At 67.5% G+C, this 26,950-nt stretch carries 17 protein-coding genes; 5 read left to right on the top strand and 12 right to left on the bottom strand.

Annotation, left to right across the window (positions count from 1 at the left end):
• Positions 1-18: 18 nt before the first annotated feature.
• Together LK542_RS17435 and LK542_RS17430 are read left to right on the top strand one after the other, a co-directional pair.
• Positions 19-3,081: a TonB-dependent receptor gene (locus LK542_RS17435; protein ID WP_227812868.1), complete on the top strand. Its 3,063-nt coding sequence runs from the start codon at positions 19-21 to the stop codon at positions 3,079-3,081.
• Between the two features lie 94 nt (positions 3,082-3,175).
• Positions 3,176-4,765, top strand: a complete 1,590-nt coding sequence (locus LK542_RS17430) for an aldehyde dehydrogenase (NADP(+)) (protein ID WP_227812867.1) — start codon at positions 3,176-3,178, stop codon at positions 4,763-4,765.
• A gap of 79 nt (positions 4,766-4,844) precedes the next feature.
• Here the strand turns inward: LK542_RS17430 and LK542_RS17425 are convergent, their stop codons facing one another.
• The 9 genes from LK542_RS17425 to LK542_RS17385 form a co-directional block, all read right to left on the bottom strand.
• Complete coding sequence (locus LK542_RS17425) at positions 4,845-6,047, bottom strand: sugar ABC transporter permease (RefSeq protein WP_227812866.1); 1,203 nt, start codon at positions 6,045-6,047, stop codon at positions 4,845-4,847.
• The gene (xylG, locus tag LK542_RS17420) at positions 6,047-7,573 is read right to left on the bottom strand and encodes a D-xylose ABC transporter ATP-binding protein (protein WP_227812865.1); all 1,527 of its coding nucleotides are present in this window, start codon (positions 7,571-7,573) and stop codon (positions 6,047-6,049) included. Before xylG ends, LK542_RS17425 begins: the two co-directional genes overlap by 1 nt.
• A gap of 101 nt (positions 7,574-7,674) precedes the next feature.
• Positions 7,675-8,685, bottom strand: coding sequence for a D-xylose ABC transporter substrate-binding protein (xylF, locus tag LK542_RS17415; RefSeq protein ID WP_227802527.1), 1,011 nt, complete (start codon positions 8,683-8,685; stop codon positions 7,675-7,677).
• 118 nt (positions 8,686-8,803) lie between these two features.
• Positions 8,804-10,603, bottom strand: a complete 1,800-nt coding sequence (locus LK542_RS17410) for an IlvD/Edd family dehydratase (RefSeq protein ID WP_227812864.1) — start codon at positions 10,601-10,603, stop codon at positions 8,804-8,806.
• A 4-nt stretch (positions 10,604-10,607) separates the two neighbouring features.
• A complete protein-coding gene (locus tag LK542_RS17405) occupies positions 10,608-11,498 on the bottom strand; it encodes an SMP-30/gluconolactonase/LRE family protein (protein WP_374040153.1) in 891 nt (296 codons plus the stop codon).
• Complete coding sequence (locus LK542_RS17400) at positions 11,495-12,286, bottom strand: SDR family NAD(P)-dependent oxidoreductase (protein WP_227812863.1); 792 nt, start codon at positions 12,284-12,286, stop codon at positions 11,495-11,497. The genes LK542_RS17405 and LK542_RS17400 overlap by 4 nt, the downstream gene beginning before the upstream one ends.
• A gap of 10 nt (positions 12,287-12,296) precedes the next feature.
• Complete coding sequence (locus tag LK542_RS17395; protein ID WP_227812862.1) at positions 12,297-13,490, bottom strand: fumarylacetoacetate hydrolase family protein; 1,194 nt, start codon at positions 13,488-13,490, stop codon at positions 12,297-12,299.
• A gap of 10 nt (positions 13,491-13,500) precedes the next feature.
• Positions 13,501-15,915: a glycoside hydrolase family 3 N-terminal domain-containing protein gene (locus LK542_RS17390; RefSeq protein WP_227812861.1), complete on the bottom strand. Its 2,415-nt coding sequence runs from the start codon at positions 15,913-15,915 to the stop codon at positions 13,501-13,503.
• 236 nt (positions 15,916-16,151) lie between these two features.
• A complete protein-coding gene (locus LK542_RS17385) occupies positions 16,152-17,279 on the bottom strand; it encodes a LacI family DNA-binding transcriptional regulator (RefSeq protein ID WP_227802532.1) in 1,128 nt (375 codons plus the stop codon).
• Between the two features lie 413 nt (positions 17,280-17,692).
• On the opposite strand from LK542_RS17385, the gene LK542_RS17380 reads away from it, so the two are divergent.
• Entirely contained in the window at positions 17,693-18,841 is a 1,149-nt protein-coding gene (locus tag LK542_RS17380) for an endo-1,4-beta-xylanase (protein WP_227812860.1), read from the top strand.
• Positions 18,842-18,868: 27 nt separating this feature from the next.
• Here LK542_RS17380 and LK542_RS17375 read toward each other — a convergent pair whose 3' ends face one another.
• Positions 18,869-19,882, bottom strand: coding sequence for a LacI family DNA-binding transcriptional regulator (locus tag LK542_RS17375; protein ID WP_227812859.1), 1,014 nt, complete (start codon positions 19,880-19,882; stop codon positions 18,869-18,871).
• Between the two features lie 146 nt (positions 19,883-20,028).
• Here LK542_RS17375 and LK542_RS17370 point away from each other — a divergent pair, with 146 nt between their 5' ends.
• Complete coding sequence (locus tag LK542_RS17370; RefSeq protein WP_227812858.1) at positions 20,029-21,396, top strand: GH1 family beta-glucosidase; 1,368 nt, start codon at positions 20,029-20,031, stop codon at positions 21,394-21,396.
• A complete protein-coding gene (locus LK542_RS17365; RefSeq protein WP_227812857.1) occupies positions 21,383-22,738 on the top strand; it encodes an MFS transporter in 1,356 nt (451 codons plus the stop codon). Before LK542_RS17370 ends, LK542_RS17365 begins: the two co-directional genes overlap by 14 nt.
• Here LK542_RS17365 and LK542_RS17360 read toward each other — a convergent pair.
• Entirely contained in the window at positions 22,728-24,650 is a 1,923-nt protein-coding gene (locus LK542_RS17360; RefSeq protein WP_227812856.1) for a sialate O-acetylesterase, read from the bottom strand. The genes LK542_RS17365 and LK542_RS17360 overlap by 11 nt on opposite strands.
• Positions 24,651-24,660: 10 nt before the next feature.
• On the bottom strand, positions 24,661-26,931 hold the full coding sequence (locus tag LK542_RS17355; RefSeq protein ID WP_227812855.1) for a beta-glucosidase: 2,271 nt from the start codon (positions 26,929-26,931) through the stop codon (positions 24,661-24,663).
• Positions 26,932-26,950: the final 19 nt, after the last annotated feature.

Here is a 26,950-nt window from a genome sequence, read left to right as displayed (position 1 = left end):
CCTATACCAGGAGACAACGTGAGGAAGTTCCAGAAAACTGCGATCGCCGCGGCGGTTGCGCAGGTGGCCGTCCTTTACAGCGGCGTAGCATGGGCCCAGACCACCACCACGGAGGAATCCGTCGCCCCGGGGACAGCAGTCGTCAGGGTATCCGGCCAGCGCGCCGCGCTGCAATCGGCCCAGAAACTCAAGCAGGATTCCGACGAGGTGGTCGACTCGATCGTCGCCGAAGACATCGGTAAGCTCCCCGACCGCTCGATCACCGAGGTGTTGCAGCGTATCGCCGGCATCACCATGGACCGCAACATGCAGGGCGACCCGAATCGCCAGGCCGTCGAAGGGTCCGGCGTGTCGGTGCGCGGCCTGACCTACGTACGTTCGGAAGTCAACGGCCGCGATGCCTTTTCGGCCGGTGGCGGCCGCTCGCTCGGCTTCACCGACGTGGCGCCCGAACTCATGGCCGGCGTCGACGTCTACAAGAACCCCTCGGCGGAACAGATCGAAGGCGCGCTCGCGGGCCTGGTCAACCTGCGCACGGCCATGCCCTTCGATTTCAAGGGCTTCAAGGGCGCGCTTGGTGCCTCGCTGAGCTATTCGGATCTGAACCGGAAGAAGGGCCCGACCGGCACCCTGCTGCTGTCGAACCGCTGGAACACCGGCCTCGGCGAATTCGGCGCCCTGGTCGACTTTGCGTATGCGAAGAACCCGACCCGTACCGACGCCATCGGCATCGATCCCTACTTCCCGCATGTGAATTCGCGCAACCCTGCCCAGTACCAGCGCGAGGCGACCAAATGGATTCCCCTGGGCGGCGGCCTGCGTTCGCAGGACTTCGAGCGCGTTCGCCGCGGCGACTATGCCGCGTTCCAGTGGCGCCCGAACCGGGACATCACGGCTGGGCTGACCTACTTCAAGACCCAGTACGACGAAGACCTGAGCGAGCGCGTGGTGGCCTCGTCCGAAGACAAGTGGTACCAGCAGGTGGCCGGCGCCGACACCGTGTATGACGCCCAGGGCGCCTTCCTGAAAGGCACCATCGCGAACCCGAGCTACGGCGGCTCGCCGTTCAACAGCTCGCGCCGCATTAACCAGCGTAATTCCGGCACGCGCGACCTCGCCCTGAACGTGCAATGGCGCATTACGCCGGACCTGACCTGGACCAACGACGTCCAGCACGTGCGTTCCACCACCCAGGGCTTCGACGCCGACGTGTCGACCGGCTTCATCCTGCCCAACCAGTCGATCGACCTCACCGGCAGCATTCCCCAGATCGGCCTCGGCTCGGCGCAGTTCATGGCCGACCCGAAGAACTACTTCTGGGCCTACACCCAGGAAGCGCTGGACCGCGCCAAGGCCACCCAGAAGAGCTGGCGCAGCGACGTCAAGTTCGCCTTCGACGACCCGGTGCTGCGCGACGTGCGTTTCGGCGTGCGCCTGGCGGACCGCGAAGCCGAAAACCGCAAGGCCCAGAAGTACTACAACTGGTCGTCGATCACCTTCCCGTGGATGGAAGGCTGGCAGATCCCGGGCGTGGCACGCCTGAACGACCCGCGCTTCGCGGGAGGCACCGAGCTGGCACAGATTCCGAACTTCTTCGGCGGCAAGGTATCGGTCCCGGCGCTGCTGTATCCGACCGACGCGCTCGCACGTGACTTCCCGAACGGCTGGACCAAGCTGCACAGCTACCACACCACCCTGTGCGAAGAGCAGAAGGCCGCGCAGGGCTGGGGCACCTGCGACCCGTGGAAGCCGTCGACCTTTGACACGCCATCGGCGCTGAACACCCAGACCGAGAAGACCCAGGCCGCCTACGCTCAGCTGCGCTTCGGCTGGGACGACCTCAAGTATCCGATCGACGGCAACATCGGCGTGCGCTACGTGCGGACCAAGAACGCGACGCGCGGCTACATCGCCTACGACCCGACCAATGTCAGCATTCCGGGCGACGTGCCTGTGGAAGGCGTGAACACGCTGGTGAACATCGCCAAGTTCGAGACCCCGCGCGAGACCGATACCTCGTACAACCACTGGCTGCCAAGCCTGAACCTGCGCCTGAAGGCCAGCGACCAGCTGCAGTTCCGCTTCGCCATCGCCAAGTCGATGGCGCGCCCGGACTTCAACCAGCTGCAGTCGCTGACCACCCTGACCTCGCCGGCCAACCAGCTGACGATCAAGGATCCGGTCACGCTCGCGGACCAGCGCGTCGTCTTCAGCGGCAACAACCTGACCGGCACCAGCGACGGCAATCCGCTGCTCAGGCCGACCACCGCGACCAACGTCGACCTGACCGCGGAATGGTACTTCGCCAAGGCCGGCTCGCTGACCATGGCGGTGTTCAACAAGGACATCAAGGACATCATCGTGAACACCACCTACGGTTACACGGTGAAGGATGTCAACGGCAGGGACCAGACCTTCAGGGTCACCCATCCGATCAACGGTGCCCACGGCTTCGCCCGCGGCTTCGAAATCAGCCACCAGCAGTACTACGACTTCGTGCCCGACTGGCTGCGCGGTATCGGCACCCAGGCCAGCTGGACCTACGTGTCCAGCGAGCGCAAGCTGGACAATCCGGTGCCGGCGGCGTTCTGCGCGGGTAGCGATGCATCGAACATGAACCTGTCGATCAACGGTTGCGACACCGACGGACGCCCGTTCGGCAACACCCCGCTGCAAGGCCTGTCGCGCCACACCGTCAACTTCGCCGTCATGTACGAGAAGAACGGGTTCTCGGCGCGCCTGGCCTACAACTGGCGCTCGCGTTACCTGGTCGCCGTCAATACCTGGGGCAGCCGCGGCAACAACGGCCTGAACACGAACCCGGATGCCGGCCCGCGCTTCCTGATCCCGACGCCGAACAACGACCAGGCTTACGGCCTGCCGCTGTGGCAGGACGATTACGGCCAGCTGGATGGTTCGATCTTCTACGATTTCACCGACAAGTTCCGTATCGGCCTGTCGGCCCAGAACCTGAACAACGCCAAGACGCGCCAGCTCATGCAGCAGCACGCCGGCATGTTCACCCGCCAGCTGTTCATGAGCGGTCCGCGCTACACGGTGCAGGCACAGTACTCGTTCTAAGAAGCTCGTCTCTCCTGAAGTCGCGGTTCCGCCCTGTGCGGTCCGCGGCTTTTTTTATCCTCCGTTCCACCTTTTTACTCATTAGGAGCACTCCATGCAGATCCACGGCGACATGATTATCGGCAGGCGCAGCGTGCGCGGCGCCGCCGGCACCGTCCATGCCATCGACCCGGCGCGCCATACGATCCTCGAGCCGGGCTTCGGTCTCGCATCCGCCGACGAGCTGGCTGCCGCCTGCGCGCTCGCCGAGCAGGCCTTCGACAGCTACCGCGCCTTCTCCCTCGAGCGGCGCGCCGCCTTCCTGGAGGCCATCGCCGCGCGCATCCTCGACCTCGGACCAAGCCTGATCGAGCGCGCCGGCTTAGAGACCGGCCTGCCGCAGGCGCGCCTGGAAGGAGAGCGCATGCGCACCGTCAACCAGCTGCGCCTGTTCGCCAAGGTGGTCCGCGACGGCCACTTCCTCGCTGCGACCCTCGACTCCGCCCTGCCAGAGCGCAGCCCGCCGCGCCCCGACCTGCGCATGCGCAAGATTCCGCTGGGTCCGGTCGCGGTCTTCGGCGCCAGCAACTTCCCGCTCGCCTTCTCGGTGGCCGGCGGCGATACCGCGTCCGCCCTCGCCGCAGGCTGCCCGGTGGTGGTCAAGGCCCATAACGCCCACCTCGGCACCTCGGAGCTGGTGGCGCGCGCCGTGCAGCAGGCCGCTATCGACTGCGACATGCCGGAAGGCGTGTTCTCGATGCTGATCGGCGAAGGCAGGAGCATCGGCACCGCGCTGGTGGCCCATCCCGCCATCAAGGCGGTCGGCTTTACCGGCTCGCGCCAGGGCGGCCTGGCCTTGATGCGCACTGCGGCCGCGCGTCCCGAGCCGATCCCCGTGTATGCGGAGATGAGCAGCGTGAATCCCTTCTTCCTGCTGCCCGGCGCGCTCGAGGGCAAGGCCGCGCAGCTTGCGCCGGGCTTCGTCGATTCGCTCACCTTGGGCGTCGGCCAGTTCTGCACCAACCCGGGCCTGGTGATCGGTCTCGAGGGCGACGCATTCAATGCCTTCAGCGTGGCGGCCGCCGAGGCCCTGCAGCAGAAGACCGCGGGCACCATGCTGACTCCCGGCATCCACAAGGCCTACGTCGAGGCCATCGAAGCCCGCTCCGCCATCCCCGGCGTGCAGTTGCTGGCGCGCGGCGGTGCTGCCACGTCGGATGGCCCGGCCTGTGCGGCGCAGCCGGCGCTGTACGGATGCGATGCGGCCACCTTCCTCGCTACCGCGGCGCTGGAAGAAGAAATCTTCGGCCCGGCGGCGGTGCTGGTGCGCTGCCGCGACGAGGCCGAGCTGCTGGCCGTGGCCGGGCATGTGGAAGGCCAGCTGACGGCCACCGTCCACGCGACGCCGGCGGACCAGGCGCTGGCCGGCGCCCTATTGCCCCTGCTCGAGCGCAAGGCTGGCCGGATCCTGTTCAACGGCTTCCCGACCGGCGTCGAGGTGTCGCACGCGATGGTGCATGGCGGCCCCTTCCCGGCCACCTCGGACAGCCGCACCACCTCGGTCGGCGCCACCGCGATTGACCGCTTCCTGCGGCCGGTGTGCTACCAGGCGGTGCCGGCGGAGCTGCTGCCGGAAGCGCTGCGCGACGACAATCCGCTGGGACTGGCGCGCGTGGTCGACGGCGTCCTGAAGACTGCCGGCTGACGAAACCGAAATCCAATGAAAAAAAGCCAGGCAGGTGCCTGGCTTTTTTGTGCCCGCCGGCGCCGTAGCGCCGTGCGGATCAACGGCGGCCGGTACGGGTCGCCACGTCCAGCCACACCGCCAGGGTCAGGATCAGGCCCTTGACGATCATCTGCCAGTAGGTGTCGACGTCCAGCATCGACATGCCGTTGTCCAGGCTGGCCATGACCAGGGCGCCGACCAGGGCGCCGTGCACGGTGCCGGCGCCGCCGCGCATCGAGGTGCCGCCAATGAAGCAGGCCGCGATCACGTCCAGCTCCGCCGACATCCCGGCCGATGGCGAACCGGCGGCCAGGCGCGCGGTGTTGATCAGGCCAGCCAGCGCACACATCAGGCCCATCAGGCCGAAGATCCACAGCTTCACGGCGCGCACGTTGATGCCCGAGAGGCGCGTCGCTTCCATATTGCTGCCGACTGCGTAGATGCGGCGGCCGAACACGGTCTGGCGTGCGATGTAGCTGAATACGCCCAGCAGCACCAGCAGGATCAGCACCGGCAGCGGAATGCCTTCGTAACTGTTGAAGGTGGTGATGAGCCCAGCCAGCACCACGCCGATGATGGCGACCCTGCCCACGCTGCGCCACAGCGGCAGCACCGGCAGGTTGTGGCGGGCCTGGCTGATGCGCTGGCGCCAGGCCAGCACGCAGGCCAGCACGAACAGGCCCACGCCGAGTGCGATCCCGAGGGCAGGCGGCAGATAGGCCTGGCCGAGTTGTTCGAATTCCGGCGAGATCGGGGCAATGGTGGTGCCGTCGGTCAGCCCAAGCACGATGCCGCGGTAGGCCAGCATCCCTCCCAGCCCGACAATGAACGAAGGTATGCCCGCATACGCCGTCAGGTAGCCGTTCAGGAAGCCGAGGAACATGCCGCCCGCCAGCACGATCGCCATTGAGATCGGCAAGGGCAAGTGGTGGACGACATCGAGCACGGCAGCCAGCCCGCCGAGCAGGCCGAGAAGCGAGCCGATGGACAGGTCGATCTCGCCGGCGATGATGACGAACACCATGCCGCAGGCCAGGATGCCGGTGACCGACATCTGGCGCATCAGGTTCGACAGGTTGCGCGCGGAAGTGAAGCCGCCGTCCGTCTTCCAGCTGAAGAAGGCCCAGATCAGAGCGATCGCGACCAGCAGGGCCAGGATTTTATATTGCGTGAAAATCTGCTTGAAGCCGATTCCCGTGTTCGTGCCTGATCGCGCCGCGCCGCCCTGGGCGGCCACGGGGGCGTGTACCTTGTCTAGCATTATTTCACCTGTCCGATTGCAGCGGCCAGCACCTTTTCCTGGGTCAGGCCTTGATTGAGAAAGTCTCCGCGCAGCTTGCCTTCGCCCATCACCAGCACCCGGTCGGAGACCCCGAGCACCTCGGCCAGTTCGGACGAGACCATGATGATGGAAATGCCCTGCGCCGCCAGTTCGAGGATCAGCTTGTAGATCTCGAACTTGGCGCCCACGTCGACGCCCCGCGTGGGCTCGTCGAGGATCAGCACCTTCGGGTTCGTGAGGAGCATCTTGGCCAGCACCGCCTTCTGCTGGTTGCCGCCCGAGAGCGCCGTGATCGGCAGGGCCGGGCTGGCGGTCTTCAGCGCCAGGCGGCGGATCTGCTCGCCCACTTCGCGCGCTTCCAGGCCGTCGTCGATGCGCGACAGGGTCGAGAAGCGGTCCAGCACCGACAGCGTGATGTTCTCGCCCACCGACAGGTCGCGCACGATGCCGTGCTGCTTGCGGTCTTCCGGCACCAGCGCGAAGCCGGACTCGATCGCCTTCAGGGGCGTCGTTGTGTCGGCCCGCTTGCCGTCGAGCCAGACCTCGCCTTCGTAGGCGCCTTCGTAGGAGCCGTAGATGGCGGTCACCAGTTCCGTACGGCCCGCTCCCACCAGGCCGGCGATGCCGAGGATCTCGCCGCGCCGCAGCTGGAAGGAGACGTCGTCGACCTTCTTGCGCTGCGGCTGGTCCGGGTCCCAGCAGGTGATGTGGCGCGCTTCCATCACCACCTCGCCCACTTCGTGCGGCAGGGATGGATACAGCTGGTTCATCTCGCGCCCGCACATCTGGGCGATGATGCGGTCCACGTTCATGTTCTGCATCGGGGTGGTGGCGATGTGCTTGCCGTCGCGGATCACCACGATGGTGTCGCAGATGGCGGCGACTTCTTCGAGCTTGTGCGAGATGTAGACGCAGGCCACGCCCTTGGCCTTGAGGTCGCGGATGATCTCGAGCAGCACCTCGATCTCGCTGGCGGTCAGCGAGGCCGACGGCTCGTCCAGGATCAGGAGGCGCGCCTTTTTGTTCAGGGCCTTGCCGATCTCGATCAGCTGCTGGTGGCCGCCGCCGTAGTTCTTCACTGGCAGCACCACGTTCACATCGGGGAGCTTCAGCTCGCGCAGGATCTCTTCTGCGCGGCGGTTCATGGCGGGATAATCGAGACGCCCGCCGGGCAGGGTCAGTTCGTTACCGAGGAAGATGTTCTCGGCGACGGACAGCTCCGGCACCAGCATCAGTTCCTGGTGGATGATGATGATCCCTGCGTCTTCGGTTTCACGCACCGAGCGCGCCCGCAGCGGCTCGCCGTCGAGCAGGATCTCGCCGTCCCAGCTGCCGTGCGGGTAGACCGCCGACAGGACTTTCATCAGGGTGGACTTGCCGGCGCCGTTCTCGCCGCACAGTCCGATGCACTCGCCGGGACGGATCGACAGATCGATCCCGTCGAGCGCTGGGACACCGTCGAATCGCTTCGCGATGCCCTTCATTTGGAGGAGGTAGCCGGACATTCAGGACTCTGTTTCGCTGGTTGAAAATCGCAGGCGCGGACCGCCCTGCCCGCGGCGTCGCCGGGACGACGCGGGCGGGGGGATACGGCTGCTTCGGGTCCTTACTTGCCGGCCAGTTGGGTCTGGGTGTAGAAGCCGTCCTTGACCAGCAGGTCGACGTTCGACTTGTTCAGCAGCACCGGCTTGAGCAGCAGGCTGTCGACGTTCTTGAAGCCGTTGTTGAGCTGGGCGTTGTAGGCCGGCTTCTGGTTGCGCACCAGCTGCACCGCCACACTGGCCGCGTTCGAGGCCAGCGCGCGCAGCGGCTTGTACACGGTCATGGTCTGGGTGCCGGCGATCACGCGGCGCACCGCCGCCAGGTCGGCGTCCTGGCCGGACACCACCACCTTGCCGGCCAGCTTCTGGGCCGCCAGGGCCTGGATCGCGCCGCCGGCGGTACCGTCGTTGGACGCGACCACCGCATCGATCTTGTTGCCGCTGGCGGTCAGCGCATTCTCGACGATGGCCATCGCCTCCGAGGCGTTCCAGTCCTTGACCCACTGCTTGCCGACGATCTTGATGTCGCCCTTGTCCACCAGCGGCTGCAGGACCTTCATCTGGCCTTCGCGCAGGATCTTGGCGTTGTTGTCGGTCGGCGCGCCGCCCAGCAGGTAGTAGTTCCCTTTCGGCTTGAGCGCCACCAGCGACTGCGCCTGCAGCTCGCCGACCGCCTTGTTGTCGAAGGAGACGTAGGCGTCGACGTCGGCATTCAGGATCAGGCGGTCATACGAAACCACCTTGATCTTCGCCTTCTTCGCTTCGCGGATCGCGTTGTTCAGCACCGTGGCGTTGTAGGGCACGATCACCAGCACGTCCACGCCGCGCGAGATCAGGTTTTCAATCTGGGCGATCTGGCGCTGCTCGCTGGCGTCGGCCGACTGGACGTACACCTTGGCGCCCAGCTTCTGCGCGGCGGCGGTGAAATAGTCGCGGTCGCGCGCCCAGCGCTCCAGGCGCAAATCGTCGATCGAGAAGCCGATCTTCGGGTTCTGGGCATCGGCGTGCGCGACGCCGACCCCGCCGGTGAACAGCATTGCGCAGGCCAGGCTGACGGCCTTAATCATCTTTTTCATTCTTGCGTCTCCTATTGATTTCTTGTGTGTTGCCGGGCTGGTCGAAAGCTGGCGGCAGCGTCTGCCATTCTGGTCAAAATTCTGCCGCTGCGCCAGCACTTCCCGTTGATCGTGTCGTTCAGTGGTTATGGCGCGGCATGTCGTGCCCCACGCCGCGGTAAGGGAGTGCCAGTTCCATGCAGGCCCCGGTATGCAGCTGGCCCACGGTGGCGCGGTAGATCTCCTGCCATGGCGTCTGGTTCGGCGGGATCGCCGGCGGCGTGTCTTGACGGCGTGCCTCCATTTCCGCGTCGCTGATCAGGACGTCGCAGCGGCCCGCGTTCAGGTCCACGCGCACCACGTCACCGGTGCGCAGCAGCGCCAGGTTGCCGCCGGCCGCGCTCTCGGGCGAAGCGTTCAGGATCGAGGGACTGTCCGAGGTGCCGGACTGGCGCCCGTCGCCCAAGGTGGGCAAGGCCGTGATGCCGCGCTTGATCAGGGCGTCGGGCGGCTGCATGTTGACCACTTCGGCGGAACCCGGCCAGCCGATCGGGCCCGAGCCGCGGATCACCAGCATGGTGCGCTCGTCGATGTCCAGCGACGGATCGTTGATGCGGTGGTGGTAGTCGTCCGAGCCGTCGAACACCACCACGCGGCAGTCGAAACGGTTTTCCGCACCCGGTTCCGACAGATAGCGCTCGCGGAAGCTTGGTGAGATGACGCTGGTTTTCATGATGGCGAAGTCGAACAGGTTCCCCTTCAGCACCAGGAAACCAGCGCTGTGCTTGAGCGGGTCGGCGAAGGGACGGATCATCTCGCGGTCCGCGCTTTCCTTGCCCGCCAGGTTCTCGGCCATCGTGCGGCCGGTCACGGTCGGGCGCTTTGAGCGCAGCAGGCCCTGCTGCTCCAGCTCCCACATGATGGCTGGCACGCCGCCGGCCCGGTGAAAGCGCTCGCCCAGGTATTTACCGGCCGGCTGCATGTTGAGCAGCAGCGGCACGTCGTAGCCGAATTCCATCCAGTCCGACGGGGTGATCTCGACGCCCGCATGGCGCGCCATCGCCACGATGTGGGGCTGGGCATTGCTCGAGCCGCCGATCGCGGCATTGACCACGATCGCGTCGAGGAAGGCTTCGCGCGTCAGGATGGTGGACGGACGCAGGTCCTGGCGCGCCATCTCGACGATGCGCCGGCCCGTGTCGTAGGCCATCTGGCCCCGTTCGCGGTAAGGCGCGGGGATCGCCGAGCAGCCGGTCAGCGACATGCCCAATGCCTCCGCGACCGCGTTCATCGTCGATGCCGTGCCCATGGTGTTGCAGTGGCCGGCGGACGGCGCCGAGGCGGTGGCGATCTGGATGAATTTGTCTTCGTCGATCTCGCCGGCGGCCAGGCGCCGGCGGCCCTTCCAGATCGCAGCGCCCGAGCCCACCAGCTCGCCTTCGAACCAGCCGTCCAGCATCGGGCCGCCCGACAGCACGATCGCAGGAATGTCGACGGTGGCGGCGGCCATCAGCTGGGCCGGGGTGGTCTTGTCGCAGCCGGTGGTGAGCACCACGGCGTCGATCGGGTAGCCATGCAGGATCTCGACCAGGCCCAGATAGGCAAGGTTGCGGTCCAGCGCCGCGGTCGGGCGGCGGCAGTTCTCGAAGATCGGGTGCAGCGGGAATTCCATCGGGATGCCGCCGGCGTCACGGATGCCGTCGCGCACCCGCTTGGCCAGCTCCAGGTGGATGCGGTTGCAGGGCGCGATGTCGCTGCCGCTCTGGGCGATGCCGATGATTGGCTTGCCGGAGCGGAGTTCTTCGGGCGTGATCCCATAGTTCATGAAGCGCTCGAGGTAGAGCGCGGTCATGTCGATGCGGTCCGGATTGTCGAACCAGTCCTGGGAGCGGAAGCGCCGCGGCGCCCCGTCTTTATTCTGCTTGTCGTCGTGATTCATGTTCTCATTCCTCCAGCCGCAGCAGCGCTTGCGGCAGCCCGGGCGTCTCGACCCGGAAGCTGAACAGGCCGCCGGCCAGCGGCTGGGCGGCCAGTTCCTCGTTCGTCAAACCCTTGCGGGCGGTGGTGGCGTAGACCGTGCGCAGGTCGTCCCCGCCGAAGGCCAGCTTGGTGACGTTGGCGCAGGGGAAGCGCACTTCGCCTACTTTTTTTCCGGCGGGGTCGAAGCGGTCGATGCGCCAGCCGCCGAAGGTCGCCACCCACAGGTGGCCCGCCGCGTCCACCGCCATCCCGTCCGGATAGCCCCCGTCGGCCAGCTCCACGAAGGGACGCTTGTTCGACAGCGCACCGGACGGCGCCAGGTCGAAGGCATAGATGCGCTTGGCCAGGGTGTCGGTGTGGTACATGGTGCGGCCATCGGGGGCGACCGCCGGTCCGTTGGTGATGACGTAGCCGGCGTCCTTGCGTTCGGCATCAACGCCATTGAAGCGGTACAGGGCGCCGCTCGGCTGTTCCTCGGCGTCGTCCATCGAACCGAACCACAGGGCCCCGCTGGCGTCGACGTGGCCGTCGTTGAAGCGGTTGCCCGGCTGGTCCACTTCCACGCCCAGCAGGGGCACGAAGGCGCCGCTTTCCTCGATGAAGCGATACAGGCCATCGTCCAGCGAACAGACCAGCGCACCGTTCTCGGCGCGGACGATGAAGCTGACCTGGCCCGGCGCGTCCCAGGTCTGCCTTCCGCCGCCGTCGGCGTCGCAGCGGTGCAGGCGCCGGCCCTTGATGTCGACGAACCAGACCTGCCGGCTTGCTGCGTCCCACAGGACGCCTTCGCCGAGGGTGGCCTCGACCTGCCACAGGCAGTGCGGGACTGCACCCATGTCGCGTGCGCCGCTCATGCGCCGTACCATCCGGCGTCGACGAAGTACTCGCGGCCGCTGCAGCGGCGCGCGTTGTTAGAAGCCAGGAACAGGGCCAGCGCCGCCACGTCCTGCATCTCGACGCGCTCCGGGATGCACTGGCCGGCCAGGATGCGCGCTTCTTCTTCCGGGTTGTGCCACAGGGCCTGCTGGCGCGGCGTGCGCACTGCGCCCGGCACCACGGTGTTGGCGCGAATGCCGTACTTGCCGACCTCGCGCGCCAGGGCCCGGGTCATGCCCTCGATGCCGGCCTTGGCCGTCATGTACAGGTGCAGCTGGGTGTGCGGCAGGTGCCAGGAAATCGAGCCGAAGTTCAGGATCACGCCGGCGCCGCGCTGCTTCATGCCCGGCAGCACGGCCTGGGTGCAGAAGAACTTGTGGCGCAGGTTGACGTTCATGCGGCTGTCCCAGTAGGCGGGCGTGACGTCCTCGATCTCGTGGCGATCGTCGTTGGCCGCGTTGTTGAGCAGGATGTCGACGCCGCCGAGCGATTCCTCGATGCCGGCAAAGACCGCCTTGAGCTGGTCCAGGTCGGTGAGGTCGCAGCGGACAAAACGCGGCGCGTGCTCGCTGCCTGCCAGGCTGGCTTCCAGCTCGCGCGAGGCTTCCTCGGCGATGTCGAGGAAGACCACCTGCGCGCCCTGGCTGGCAAAAGCGGCCGTCAGTTCGGCGCCGATGCCGCTGCCGCCGCCGGTGACGACCACGCGCTTGCCGCGCAGGTCGGGATAGGTGGCGTAGGCGAATTCTTGTTTCTCGTTATCAAGCATGAGCATCTCGTTAGCTAGTGGCGTCCTCGCGGGCGCCGGCGGCGGCCAGCAGGCCGCGTCGCGCCAGGTTGTTGTACAGGGCCCGTACGCCGAAGGTCCAGGGTTCGATGCCGTCGCTGCGCTGGACCGTGTTGACCAGCGTGCCCAGCGAAGGCGTCGAGATGCTGACGCGGTCGCCCATGTGGTGGGTGAAGCCCTTGCCGGGCGCGTCGCGGTCCTTGATGGGCGAGAACATCGTGCCCAGGAAGAGCATGAAGCCGTCCGGGTACTGGTGGTGCGCTCCGCAGGTCTGGGCGACCAGGTCGAGCGGGTCGCGGCTGATCTCGCGCATGCGGCTGCGGCCTTCGAGCGTGAAGCCGTCGTCCGTGCCTTCGATCAGCATGCCCACCTCGGCCTCGCGCAGCGTATCGAGCGTGAAGCCGCCGTCGAACAGGCGGATGAAGGGGCCGATTGCGCAGGAGCCGTTGTTGTCCTTCGCCTTGCCCAGCAGGAGCGCGCTGCGGCCTTCGATGTCGCGCAGGTTGACGTCGTTGCCGAGCGTGCCGCCGACGACCTCGCGGCGGCTGTTCACCGCCAGCACGATTTCCGGTTCCGGGTTGTTCCAGTGCGACGCCGGGTGCAGGCCGACCGCGGCGCCATGGCCCACCGCCGACATCGGCTGCGACTTGGTGAACACCTCGGCGTAGGGACCGATGCCCACTTCCATGTACTGCGACCACAGGCCGCGCCCGGCGAGTTCCTCCTTCAGGCGCAGGGCAGCGTCCGAGCCCGGCACGATCTGCGACAAGTTGGTGCCGATCGAGGCCTGCAGCTGGGCGCGCAGCTCCCCTGCCCGTCCCGGGTCGCCCTTGGCTTGCTCCTCGATCACGCGTTCCAGCAGGCTGACCGCGAAGGTCACGCCGCAGGCCTTGATCGCCTGCAGGTCGCAGGGGGCGAGCAGGCGCACGCCGTCGATGGCGGCGGGAGCCGCCTGTACCAGCGCCAGCGCGTCGCCCAGGTCCTCGCCGGGAGCAGCGCGCACCAGGTCCAGCAGGTCAGCGCGATCGAACAGTTCGGCCACCGTGGCGGCGTGCCAGGTGATATCGACCAGGCGGCCGTGGCGCACCGCCACCACCGCGGGTCCGGCCGCGTCGTCGCGCCAGACGCGGCCGACCAGCAGGGCATCAATCAGGTCGGTGGGCAACGCTTGGGTTACTTGTGTCATGTTCCTCTCCTTATGCAACCGTCAGGGTCGCCTTTTTCAGGTCGACGCTGTTCGGTCCCACGAAAATGCTGAACGTTCCCGGTTCGACGACGCGTTTCATGTCGCCATTGAAGAACCACAGGTCGCTCGGTTTGATGTCGAAGCTCAGGCGCCGGCTTTCTCCCGGCTCCAGGCTCACGCGCTGGAAGCCCTTGAGTTCGAGCAGCGGGCGGGTCACCGAGCTGACGTCGTCGCGGATGTAGAGCTGCACGACTTCGTCGCCGCGCAGGCTGCCGACGTTGCGCACGTCGACCTCGACGCGGGTACTTCCGGCCGTGCCGATGCGGGCCTGCGCCAGGCGCGGCGCCGAGATCTCGAAACGGGTGTAGGACAGGCCGTAGCCGAACGGGTACAGCGGCGAGGTCGTACCGTCGATGTAGCCGCGCCGGCTGCTGGGCTTGCGGTTGTAGTACATCGGCAGCTGGCCGACCTCGCGCGCAATCGTGACCGGCAGCTTGCCGCCCGGGTTGGCGCGGCCGAACAGCAGGTCTGCCACCGCGTGCCCCGTCTCCTGGCCCAGGTACCAGCATTCGAGCAGCGCGTCGGCGCGCTCGGCCAGCAGGGTCGTCGACAGCGGGCGGCCATTCAGCAGCAGTACCACGGTGGGTTTACCCAGCGCGAAGATGGCGCGCGCCAGGTCGTTCTGCTGGCCCAGCAGGTCGAGGGTGGTGCGATCGCCCAGGTGGTTGTCGGCCCAGGCTTCGCGCGCCGTCATCTCGTTGTCGCCCAGGACCATGACGATCGTATCAGCCGACTTGGCAGCCTCCACCGCCTCGGCGATCAGGCGCGCATTGACGTCCGGCTTGGTGAACACGATCTGGTCCTTGCCCCAGATGCGTTCCTCGGTCAGGCGCACCCCTTCCGCGTAGGCGAGCGAGAAGCCTTGGGCTTGCGCCTCCTTCTGCAGTCCTTCGTAGATGGATACCACGTGGCGCGGGATGTCGGAATAGCCGCCGATCGGCGTATCCCTGGCGTGGGTACCGAGCAGCAGCATCTTGCCGACGCGCTTCGGCTGCAGCGGCAGCAGGCCTTTGTCGTTCTTCAGCAGCACGGCACTGCGGCGCGCGGCCTCGCGCGCCAGCTCGATCGCGTCCGGGGTGGCGGTCAGGGCATCGGCTTTGGCGGCGTCCGCGTAGGGATTCTCGAACAGGCCGGCGTCGAACTTGAGCCTCAGGATGCGGCGCACCGAGTCATCGATCTCCTTGACCGAGATCCGCTTCTCGCGCACCAGTTCGGCGAGGGTCAGGTAGCCCAGGGGATCCGGCGTCTCGACGTCGACCCCGGCCTTGATGGCGCGCAGCGCCGCTTCCTTGGGCGTGGCGGCCAGGCTGTGGCGGGTAATCAGTTCGTTCACCGCCATGTAGTCCGACACGGTTGCGCCCTTGAAGCCCCATTCCTTGCGCAGCACATCCGTCAGCAGCCAGCGGTTGGCGTGCGAAGGCTGGCCGTCGATCTCGTTATACGAGGGCATCACGGCCGCGATCTTCGTTTCCTTGATGATCTTCTCGAATGGCGGGAAGAAGTCCTCGCGCAGGGCACGTTCGCCCACATTGGCAGGACCGATGTTGGTGCCGCTCTCGGGCTGGCCATGGCCGGTCATGTGCTTGAGGGTGGCGTGCACCTTGTTCGTAGCCAGCGGCAGGGTCTCGCCGGAAAAGCCGATCACGGCGGCCTTGCCGATCACACCGCACAGGTGCGGGTCTTCGCCGTAGGTTTCCTCGATGCGGCCCCAGCGCGGGTCGCGTGCGACGTCGACCACCGGCGCCAGCGCCAGGTTGGCGCCGCGTGCGCGCATCTCGCGCGCCGCCACCGAGAACACCTGGGTCACCAGGGCCGGATCAAAGCTCGAGGCAAGGCCGATCGCCTGCGGGAAGCAGGTCGCCTCACGCGCCGTGTAGCCGTGCAGCGCTTCTTCGTGCATCAGCACCGGGATGCCGAGGCGGGTGCGCTCGACCGCCCACTTCTGGACTGCGTTCACATACTCGGCGGTCTCGCGCGGGCCGCGGTTGGCGGTCGCCCCCGAATTGCCGGCCACGTTGGCGGCATTGCCCAGCAGGCGGTCGGACGGGCGCGCGAACATGCCCATCCCGTTCGGGTAGGCTGCTACCGCCTTGTCGGGAGAGAAGCTGCTGTCCGCATTCTGCACCGCGGGCTTTTTCTGCCACAGGCACTGCATCTGGGCGATCTTCTCTTCCAGCGTCATGCGCCGCAGTAGATCCTCGACCCTCGCGTCGACCGGCGCACCGGCCTGTTTGTACAGCGGCGCGCCAGGCGCCGCAGCGCGAGCGGCGCCGGCGGCCGTCGCAACGGCCGGCACACTCCCCAGGCCCGCGATGCCGGCCATGCTGCCTACCGACGCCAGAAATTCCCTGCGTTTGATCCCCATCGAGCATGTCTCCGATGCTTTGTCGTTATATCCCGCTCGTGCTGGCGGGTGCTGGTCTCCGTGCGGCCTGCATGTGCGAACAAACATTCGCATAACAGAAATGTTACCGCAACCATTCCAGTCTAAACGGCGGCCTTATCCCCTGTCAATGAAATACGTGAGGGAAGTTCGGGCGCGCGCGGCGCAGTGATGGGAACGGGAAGACGCGGCGCACGGAGCTGTGCGCCGCACAGGGGTCAGCGCGCTGCGTGGGCGCGGCGGGAGCCGGACTTGGGCAGGGCCAGGCGTGCCGGCGGGCGGATGCGCGGCGCCGCATCGGACTGGCGGCGCACCAGTTCGAATTCCATCGGCACGCGTTCCGGCGGCGCCGCTTCGCCTTCGCGCAGGGCGCGCACGCGCCGCACCAGCGACTGCACCGCCTGGCGCGCCATTTCGGCGATCGGCTGGCGCACCGTCGTCAGCTCCGGCCAGATGGTGGTCGCCAGCGCGGAATCGTCGAAGCCGGTGACAGTCAGGTCCCCGGGCACGTCCAGGCCGAGGCGGTGCGCGACGGCGACTGCGGCCGCGGCCATGTCGTCGTTGCTGGCGAAGATCGCGGTCGGGCGCAGTTCGAGGGCGAGCAGGTGCTCGGCCGCGTCCAGACCGGAGCGGTAAGTGAACATGCCCTGCACCACCAGTTCTTCAGACTTGTCGGCGCCCTTCTCTTCGATCGCGGCGCGATACCCGGCCAGGCGGCGTGCGCTGGCGCTCTGGTTGGGGTGGCCGACCACGAAGCCGATGCGCTGGTGGCCGAGGGCGATCAGGTGGCGCGTCATGCGGTAGGCCGCATCGTAGTCGTCGATGCTGACGGCGCCCACGCGCTCGTCGGGGGTACCGCAGGCGACCACCACCGCCGGAATGTCGGCTTCGGCCACGCACGCAATTACGGCTTCGCTGTCGCACAGCGGCGGCGGCAGGATAATGCCGTCCAGTCCGTTGCCGATCAGGCGCCGCGTCTGCTCCTGCTCGTGCTCGCCCGCTTCGCACTTCTCGACGAACAGCTGGACGTTGTTCAGGCCCGACTGGCTGAGCAGGCCCACCAGGAATTCGCTGAGGTAGGCGGCGCTCGGGTTACTGTACAGGAAGCCGACCCGGATCGGCTTGGAGCCGGCCAGGTTGCGCGCTTCCTGGTTGGGGGTGTAGTTCAGGGCCGCTACCGCCTCGGCGACCTTGCGCCGCGTGCTCTCGCGCACCAGTCCCTTGCCGTTCATGACGCGCGACACCGTCATCGGCGACACGCCGGCCAGCTTGGCGACGTCGGCCATGGTCGGCTGGCCACGGCGCTCCACATCTTCCTGGACGGCTTTCACGTTGGCTTTACTCATGTTCTTGCGGATCCCTGGTTGGCATTGCGCCCTGTTGTTTGCGCTATCTTAGCACATTCACAAAGCACCTCGTATCGCCCTCCTTCTCCGCTCTAAGCGAGCCGGACCCTGCGAAATCGATTTCAATCCGCAAAAGTTTGCGCTAACATAAGTGCGAAAGGCGCGCGCGCGAGCGCAGCACGCCGATAACGACAAAACGGAGACACATCTTGCCGCGCTCACCCGTCCGGCTCCCGCCCGTACCGTGCGCCACGCCGCGCTGGTGGGGCCACGCCTGCCTTGCCTGTTTTCCCTCATGTGCCGTGCCTGGCGCTACCGCCCGGCGCCCCGCCCTCAGATTCCTCCATACGCCCTGCAACGGCTGACCGCGCCTGCCTTTCCATAACAACGACACTCTGGAGACCAAGAACGACATGACTACACGACGCACCATGCTGCAAGCCCTCGCCGGCGCCGCCCTCCTGCCTTCCAGCCTGCCGGTCCTGGCGGCCGCTGCCGCGCCGGAGGGAGAAGCCCTGAAAGAGATCGCCCGCCGCAAAGGCCTGCGCTTCGGCACCGCCGTTGGCGGCGGCCGCAACCAGTTCGGCGATCCGGCCTACCGCGCCCTGGTCGAACGCGAGTGCTCGATCATCGTGGCCGAGAACGAGATGAAGTGGCAAGCCCTGGAGCCGGCGCGCGACGCCTACCGTTTCGAGCCGGCTGACGCGATGCTGGCCTGGGCCGAGCGCAGCAAGATGACGATGCGCGGCCACAACCTGTTCTGGCAGGCGGAAAAATGGCTGCCGGCCTGGCTCGCGAAGGAAGACTTCGGCGCAGACCGCAGCCGCGCCGAGCGCCTGATGCGCAAGCACGTCCAGACCGTATGCCGGCACTACGGCACCCGGATCGCCAGCTGGGACGTGGTCAATGAAGCGATCGACCCGGCCGACGGCAAGCTGCGCCAGAACGCCCTCACCCGCGCGTTCGCGCGCGGCGCCGGCGCGATCGACCAGATCGATCTGGCTTTCCGCCTGGCGCACGAGTATGCGCCGCACGCCCAGCTGGTCTACAACGACTACATGCGCGGCGACAGCGGCAGCACGAAACACCGTGCGGGCGTGCTGGCCATGCTGGCCGAGCTGAAAAAGCGCGGCACGCCGATCCACGCGCTCGGCCTGCAGGCCCACATCGGCTCCTGGGACGAGAGCCCTGAGCGCGGCCGCGAAGACATGCTGCAGTGGCGCCGCTTCCTGGACGAAGCGACCGCCATGGGTTACGACCTGTTGATCACCGAATTCGACGTCAACGACCGCCGCCTGCCCGCCGATATCGCGCAGCGCGACGCCGGCGTGGCGGCCGCCGCGCGCGACTTCCTGGACGTGACCCTGTCGTATCCGCGCCTGAGCGACTTCCTGCTGTGGGGCATGGCCGACCATATCAGCTGGCTGCAGACCTGGGACGAGGCGCCGCGCGCGGACAAGCTGCCGATGCGCCCCTGCCCCTACGACGCCCAGCTGCGCCCGAAACCGCTGCGCCAGGCAATCGCCGACGCGATGCGGACCATGCCGGCGCGCCGCGCCTGAGGAAGCGCCGTGCTGATTTACCGCAGCCTAGACAGCCCGCACCGACTCGCGTATCACCAGGGTAGGCTGCGGCGCCTCGAGCGCGAGGGGTTCGCGGCGGATCATCTGCAGGATGGCCCGCCCGAGGCGCTGGCCGACGTCGAACAGCGGCTGGCGCACCGTCGTCAAGGGCGGCGTGGTGTACATGGAGCTGTGCAGGTCGTCGAAGCCGACTACCGAGACCTGGTCCGGCACCGCAATGCCGCGCCGGTACAGGGCCAGGCGCGCGCCGTAGGCGGTCAGGTCGTTGGCCGCGAACACCGCCGTGAAGCGCTGGCCGGAGGCGAGCAGGCGCTCGAGCGCCTGCAGGCCGCCGGACTCGGAAAAGTCGCCAGGCGCTTCCAATGCCGTGCGCTGAGGGATGCCATGGCGCGCCAGGGTGTCGCGGTAACCCGCCAGGCGCGCCTGCGCATCTCGGTGGTCGGGCGGGCCGGCGATGAACGCGATGTCGCGGTGCCCGTGCTGCACCAGGTGCTCGACGGCGTCGCAAGCGCCGCGGTAGTTGTCGAGGCAAAAGCCGCGGGCGTTCTCGCCCTGCAGCTCGCGCCCAAAGGCGACGATCGGCACCTGTTCCGACAGCGCCAGGATGCGCTCATCCTCCAGTTTGCCGCTCAGGATCACCAGGCCGTCCACGCGGCGCGCGATGAGCAAGGCGATGCGCTCCGCCTCTTCCTCCGGCTTCCAGTGCCCGGACACGATCAGGGGCGCGTAGCCGGTGCCCTGCAAGGCTTCGTCGACGCCGGCCATGGCGTCGGCAAAATAGCCGGACGCCAGCGACTGGGTCAGGATGCCGACCGTGCGCGAACTGCCGCTCTTGAGGTTACGCGCCAGCACATTCGGCTTGTAGTTCAGCTGCGCGATCGCCTGCTCGATCGCCAGGCGCTTGTCCTCGGCCACCCTGGCGGTGCCGTTCAGCACGCGCGAGACGGTGGCCGCCGACACGCCGGCCGCGCGCGCGACTTCATGGACTGTGGCCACCGGCCTGACGGATGCTTTATTCATGCATGCAAGGGGCCGGACGCCGGTGCGGGGCCGCGGCCAGGAACGGAAACGCCCAGTATAGCAGCAGCCCCCACACCCCTTCGACCGAACCGTTTCCAGGCGCGCCCGGCCCCAAGGCGCGCCGCCAACCCACCCATTCATCTGCCATGACCGATTCCACCGCATTCCCGCCCGACTTCACCTGGGGCGTCGCCACCAGCGCCTTCCAGATCGAGGGCGCCGCCGACGCCGACGGCAAGGGTCCCTCGATCTGGGACAGTTTCTCGCGCAACCCGGCCAATATCAAGGACGGCAGCAACGGCGACGTCGCCTGCGACCACTATCACCGCTACCGCGAGGACGTAAGTATCATGGCCGGCCTCGGCGTCGACGCCTACCGCTTCTCGATGGCCTGGGCGCGCGTGCAGCCGGACGGCAAGGGCGCCTGGAACGAAAAGGGCTTCGACTTCTATGCCCGCCTGCTCGACGCGCTGCAGGAAAAAGGCATCGCCCCGCACCTGACCCTGTATCACTGGGACCTGCCGCAGGGCTTGCAGGACGAAGGCGGCTGGCTCAATCGCGATACCGCGCACCGCTTCGCCGACTACGCCCACGAAGTGACGCGCCGTTTCGGCGACCGCCTGGACAGCATCGCCACCCACAACGAACCCTGGTGCACGGCCAATCTCGGCTACGGCAATTCCCAGTTCGCGCCCGGCGTGACCGACGCCCGCCAGGCGATCCAGGTCTCGCACCACCTGCTGCTCTCGCACGGCCTGGCGATGCGGGCGATGCGCTCCCTGAACCCGCGTGCAAAGCTGGGGATCGTACTGAACCAGTGGACGTCCGACCCCGCCACCGACAGCGCCGCCGACCGCGCGCTGGCCGAGCTGGAATGGGCGCGTTCGGTCCAGTGGTTCATGGACCCGATCTTCAAGGGGCGCTACCCGGAACTGGCGCTGCGCGCACACGGCGCCGACGCCCCGCACATCGTGGAGGGCGACCTCGACATCATCCAGGGCCCGCTCGACTTCCTGGGCGTGAACTATTACTTCCGCCATTTCGCCAGCGCCGAGACGCCGCCGCGCACGGCGCCAGCCGTACTCGGGACCACCGACATGGGCTGGGAAATCTACCCGCAGGGGCTGAGCGAGCTGCTGCTCAAGCTCCAGGGTGAATACACGCTGCCGCCGATCTACATCACCGAGAACGGCATGGCGGCCCCGGACCGGGTCGAGGGCGGCGAGGTGTCCGATGCGGCGCGGATCCGCTTCGTGCAGCAGCACCTGGCGGCCGTGAAGGCTGCCATGGACGCGGGCGTGGACGTGCGCGGCTATTTCCTGTGGAGCCTGATGGACAACTTCGAGTGGAACTCGGGCTATGCCAAGCGCTTCGGCATCGTCTACGTCGACTACGCGACCCAGCAGCGCATTCCCAAGGCGAGTGCGCACTGGTACCGCGACTTCGTGGCCGCCCAGCATGCCCAGCGGCGGGCGGCAGCGCTTGCGATGGAGGCTGGCCATGGGGCGGGCTGACCGCAAACCCCACCCGCTACTGTGGGTGCCGACAGGCTACTTCACGATGGCGCTCGCCTACGTGATGCTCACCAGCGTCACCGCCATCATGTTCAAGAACCTGGGCATGGACAACGGCCGCGCAGCGCAGTATTCGAGCCTGCTGATTTTGGCCTATACCATCAAGCCGCTGTTCGCGCCTTTCGTGGAGATGTACCGCACCAAGAAGTTCTTCGTGCTGTGCGCCCAGGTGACGGTTGGACTGGGCTTCGCCGGAGTCGGCCTGGCGCTCGGGCTGCCCGGCTACATGGGCTTCCTGATGGCGCTGTTCTTTGCCCTCTCGTTCATTGGCGCCACCCAGGACATCGCCAGCGACGGCGTCTACGTCACTTCGCTCGACAGCCGCGCCCAGTCGCTCTACTGCGGCATCCAGAGCCTGTCCTGGAACATCGGCCCGATCGTCGCCGCCGGCGGCATGGTCTACCTGAGCGGCTACCTGCATACCAGCGTGTTCGGGCACGACCCGAAGGTGTTCGGGCCGAACTGGATCGACGCCTGGCGCATCATCTTCTTCCTGGTGGGCGGCCTGACCCTGCTGATGGCGCTGTGGCACCTGCGCTTCATGCCGCAAGGCGCACGCGCCGCCGACACGCCCTCCAGCGTGCGGGACGCCGGCCGCATCCTGCTGGATGCCTTTGTCACCCTGTTCCAGAAGCGCGACATCTGGCGCATGATCGCCTTTGCCTTCCTGTTCCGCCTCAGTATCGGCTTCCTCGAGAAGATCGGTCCTTTCTTCATGGTCGACCCGGCCTCGAAAGGCGGACTGGGACTATCGAATGAAATGCTGGGACTCATCTACGGCACCTACGGCCTGGCGGCCGTGCTGCTCGGCTCCCTGCTGGGTGGCTGGTACGTGGCCAAACGCGGACTGAAGTCGACCCTGTTCGCGCTGTGCTGCGCGGTGAACATCCCGAACGTGACCTTCCTCCTGATGAGCATCTACCTGCCCAGCAGCCTGCTCGCCATCACGCTGGGCGTCGTGATCGAGAAGTTCTTCTTCGGTTTCGGCGCGGTCGGCTTCATGATCTACCTGATGCAGCAACTCGCGCCAGGCAAGTACACCACCACCCATTACGCCTTCGGCACCGGCCTGATGGCCCTGAGCGGCATGGTCACCGGCATGATCAGCGGCCACCTGCAGGAAATGCTGGGCTACGTCAGCTATTTCGTGTTCGTGATGGTCGCGACCATTCCGTCTTTCCTGGCCACCTGGTTCGCCCCCTTCCACAATGATGAGGGCGAACCAGCGGCGTCGGGCGCTACGGCGGGCGGCGCCCCCACCCAATCCAGCCTTAACGCTTGACGTCCTGCTCGAAGGGCACCGCGGGCAAACCCGACTTGCCGTCGTACAGCGTGCAGGTCGGGGAGTCGCCCCAGCAGTAGCGGATCCTCTCGGCATCGGCGGCGGCGCTCAGGACCACCTGGCTGCCGGCCGCCCTTGCCTCGACCCAGCGGCAGCCGCTGGCGGTACAGGCTTCGAAGCCGATCGGGCCGGCGGCGCCATAGGCCAGCAGCGCGCCATCGACACCGTCGAATTCCACCAGCACGCGCTCGCCCTGCACGGTGGCCGACTTCACCATCGGGCCCGAGGCGCTGCCCGGCTCGCCGTACAGCCGGATCGCAAAGGCACGCGCCAGGCGTTCGCCCACGACTTGCTTGTTGGCGGGATGGATGTCCCCCGGGTCGCCCACGTCGATTGCCGTCGCCAGCACGGCATTCCGGTCGGCCAGCACCGCGCGGCGCTGCTCTTCGCGCAAGCGCGCCCAACCCGATTCGACCGGCTGCGCCGGACGAGCGCCGAAGTTCGCGAGCTGTACCACGCCGAAAGCCATGTCTTCCCCGAACTGGCTGCGCCAGTCGCGGAACAGGCGCGCCAGCAGGCCCTGATAGGGCGAACCGACGTTGCTCTCGCCCTGGTACCAGAGCGCGCCCTTGAAGGGGAAGCGGCCGAGCGGTGCGATCATGCCGTTATGGAGGACGCTGACACCGGCCATTGCATCCCAGGGGGCGCGCGGCGGATAGCGGTTGGCCGCCGGCGGCATTTGCCAGCGCCAGCCGGTCAAGGGCGCCACGCTGCCGTCGGCGAAGCGCAGGCGGCGCGGCGCATCGCCGTACATGCCGCCGTAGCTCCACAAGTCCAGCACGTTCAGCACGACCGTGTTGTCGCCGGCCTTGAGCATGCCGGCGGCCACGGGGTAGGCGCGCGGCGTGCCGGCGCCCGCCGTGAAGCCGACCGGCTGGCCGTTGACCCAGGTGGTGTCGACCTCGTCGACCAGCCCCAGTTCGAGCGTGGCAGCCTGCCTCGCCTGCGCCGGCGTCAGGCGCGCACTCGCAGCGTACCAGATGCTGCCGTCATACCCCGACAACTCGGGCAGGCCCCAGTTTTCCCAGTTCCTGGCGACGTCGGGTGCCGGCTTCCAGCTTGCCAGCTCCGCAGCCGCGGCAGACCATGGCCGGCCGGGGCCATTCGATGCCTGCCACCAGCGCTCGACCTCCTTGCCGAAGGCGATGCTGGCCGCGGCCGGGTCGCTCGCGTACAGCTTGAGCAGCTCCTGCTGGCGCGCGTAATCGGGCAGCGAGGCCGCAGGCGAGAGCCAGGCGGTCAGGTTGGAGCCGCCCAGCGAGGCGTGCACCAGGCCGATCGGCAGCTTGAGCCTGCGCTGCAGTTCCTTGCCAAAAAAATAGCAGGTGGCCGACCAGTCCTTGATGGTGCCGGGCGCCGCGGCCTGCCAGACGACCGGTTTTGCCAGCCGCGTGCGCGGCGCCGGCACCGGATCGACGGCAACTGTCGCCATGCGCAGGTCCGGGTTGCTCGACGTGCCGATCACCGTGTCCGCGTTCAGCGCGCGGTTCACGGACAGCTGCATGTTCGACTGGCCGGAGCACAGGAAGACGTCGCCACTGACAACGTCCTGCAGCGTCACGCGCTGACCCCTGGCGCTGGAAACGGCCAGGCTGCCGCGCTGTCCGGCCGGCAGGCTCGGCAAGGTGACACTGAAACGGCCGGCGCCGTCGGCGCTGGTTTTCCAGGACCCGCCGAAGCCGCTCACCGTAACCGCCTCGCGTGCGGCTGCGCGGCCCGAAACGACCGCGCCCTGGCGCGGCAGGACCATGTGGTCCTGGAACAGGCTGTCCAGCTGCAGGTCAGAAGCCTGCGCGGCCAGGCCTGGTACGGCGTGCGCCAGCAGGGCCGCCGTCATGATGAGTTGTCGCATGCAGCCCCCTTCAGCGTGCGCGTGGGCGACCGCGTGCGTCCAGCGTGCTGGCCGGCAGGTCGACCGTCACGCTGGTCGCGCCGGTGCCGGCAGCATCCTCGGCCAGCACCAGCTTGATCTTGCCCTGCGGGCGGCGCCAGGTGCGCGACTTTTCGTCGAACATGGCGAGCACGCGCGGCTCGACCGCGACCTCGACTTCCCGGGTCTCGCCCGGCTGCAGCGCCACTTTGCTCCAGGCGGCCAGGCGCTTCGGCGCTTCCCACTTGACCGACAGCGGCGATGCGTAGACCTGCGGCACGTCCTTGCCGGCCACGTTGCCGGTGTTGGTGACTTTAAAACGCACGTGCAGGCGGCCATCCTTCACCTGGCCGGCGAGGCCCGAATACGCAAACGTCGTGTAGGACAGGCCGTGCCCGAACGGGAACAGCGGCTTGTAACCTTTCAGGTCGAACCACTTGTAGCCGACCGCGGCGCCTTCGTGGTAGTCCACGGCGAACTGCAGTTCCGGGTTCTTCGGGTCACCATCCAGTTTCGGGCGCGGCAGCTGCTGCTCGGACGCCGGGAAGGTGGCCGGCAGGTGGCCCGATGGGTTGACCGCGCCGAACAGCACGTTGGCGATCGCCTCGCCGCCGCTGGTGCCCGGGTACCAGGCTTCCAGTACCGCCGGGACGCGCGCCAGCCAGGGCATGGTGACCGGCCCGCCGGTTTCCAGCACCACCACGGTGCGCGCATTGGCGCCCGCTACCGAGGCGACCAGATCGTCCTGGCGATCCGGCAGCGCCAGGGTCTGGGCGTCATTGGCTTCACCGATCCACTGGGTGGCGAAGACCACGGCCACGTCGGCTTCAGCGGCCACCCGCGCGGCGCGCGCCGGGTCACGCCCGTCGTCGAACACCACTTTGGCATTTGGGGCCTGGGCGCGGATCGCGCGCAGCGGCGAAGAAGGGTAGTACACCACCGGACCTGGCCAGGTGGCCGGCAGCAGGCCCTTCACGGCCAGTCCGCCCACGGGATAGACCTGGGACGAGCCGCCGCCCGACAGCACGCCCACGTCCGCGTGCCCGCCGATCACGGCGATGCTGCGCACCGTCTTTGCCAGCGGCAGGATGCGTCCTTCGTTCTTCAGCAGGACCATGCCCTCTTCCGCCGTCTGGCGGCTCACCGCGCCATTCCCGGCGAAGTCGATGGTGGCGCCGGCCTTGAGCGGATTGTCGACCACGCCCTTGGCGAACATGGTGCGCACGATGCGCGTCACCATGTCGTCCAGGCGCGCCTGCGGCACCGCCCCGGTCTTCACCGCTTCTTCCAGCGCCCCGCCGAAATAGGGCGACTTGTCGAATTCATGGCCGGACTGCTGGTCCAGGCCATTGTTGGCGGCGGCCACGGTACTGTGCGTGGCGCCCCAGTCGGACATCACATAGCCGCGGAAACCCCAGTCGCGCTTGAGCACGTCGTTCAGGAGCCAGGCGCTCTCGCAGCTATACGGGCCGTTCAGGCGGTTGTAGGCGCACATCACCGAGCCGGCGTCGGACTGCTCCAGCGCGAGTTCCATCGCCAGCAGGTCGGACATGCGCAGCGCCGCCTTGTCGATGCGCGCATCGAGTTCGTTGCGGCCGGTTTCCTGGTCGTTCAGCACGAAGTGCTTGAGCGTGGAGATGATGCGGTTCGATTCCACGCCCTTGATCGCCTGCCCCGCCATGCTGCCGGCCAGCAGCGGATCCTCGCCGGCGTACTCGAAGTTGCGGCCGTTGCGCGGCTCGCGCTGCAGGTTCACGCCGCCGGCCAGCATCACGTTGAAGCCCGAGGCGCGCGCCTCGGAGCCGATCATGGCGCCACCGGCATAGGCGACCTTCGGGTCCCAGCTCGCCGCCGTGGCGAGGCCCGAGGGCAAGGCGGTGCGTTCGCGTACGGCGGGACCGGCCTGCGAGGCCACGCCCTGGGCGGCATCGGTTTCGAACAGGGCCGGCAGGCCAAGGCGCGGAGTGCCCGGGATGTAGCCGGCCGACTGCGGCAGCGCATCCGGATGCTTCTTGCTCTTGCCGAAATCGTGGCCGAAATAGCCCAGCACCCAGCGCAGCTTTTCCTGCTGGGTCATGGCCTTGACTACCAGACGGGCGCGCTGGTCGGCGTCCAGCGAGCGGTCCAGCCAGGGTTTCTGGGCCGGCTCGGCTGGCTCCGGCGGTGCGGCGAAGGCGCTGCTCGCGGACAGGGGGAAGGCGGCGGCGATCGCCGCGACGAGGGCCGTGCGCGCGGCGGCCACGGCGAAGTGCTTGCGTTGCATGTTGTCTCCTGATTGGTTT

Origin of the sequence: Massilia sp. IC2-477 (assembly GCF_020707265.1) — a bacterium.
In the GTDB taxonomy this organism is placed as follows: Bacteria; Pseudomonadota; Gammaproteobacteria; order Burkholderiales; family Burkholderiaceae_D; genus Telluria.
This window is presented reverse-complemented; position numbering and strand designations above follow the sequence as displayed.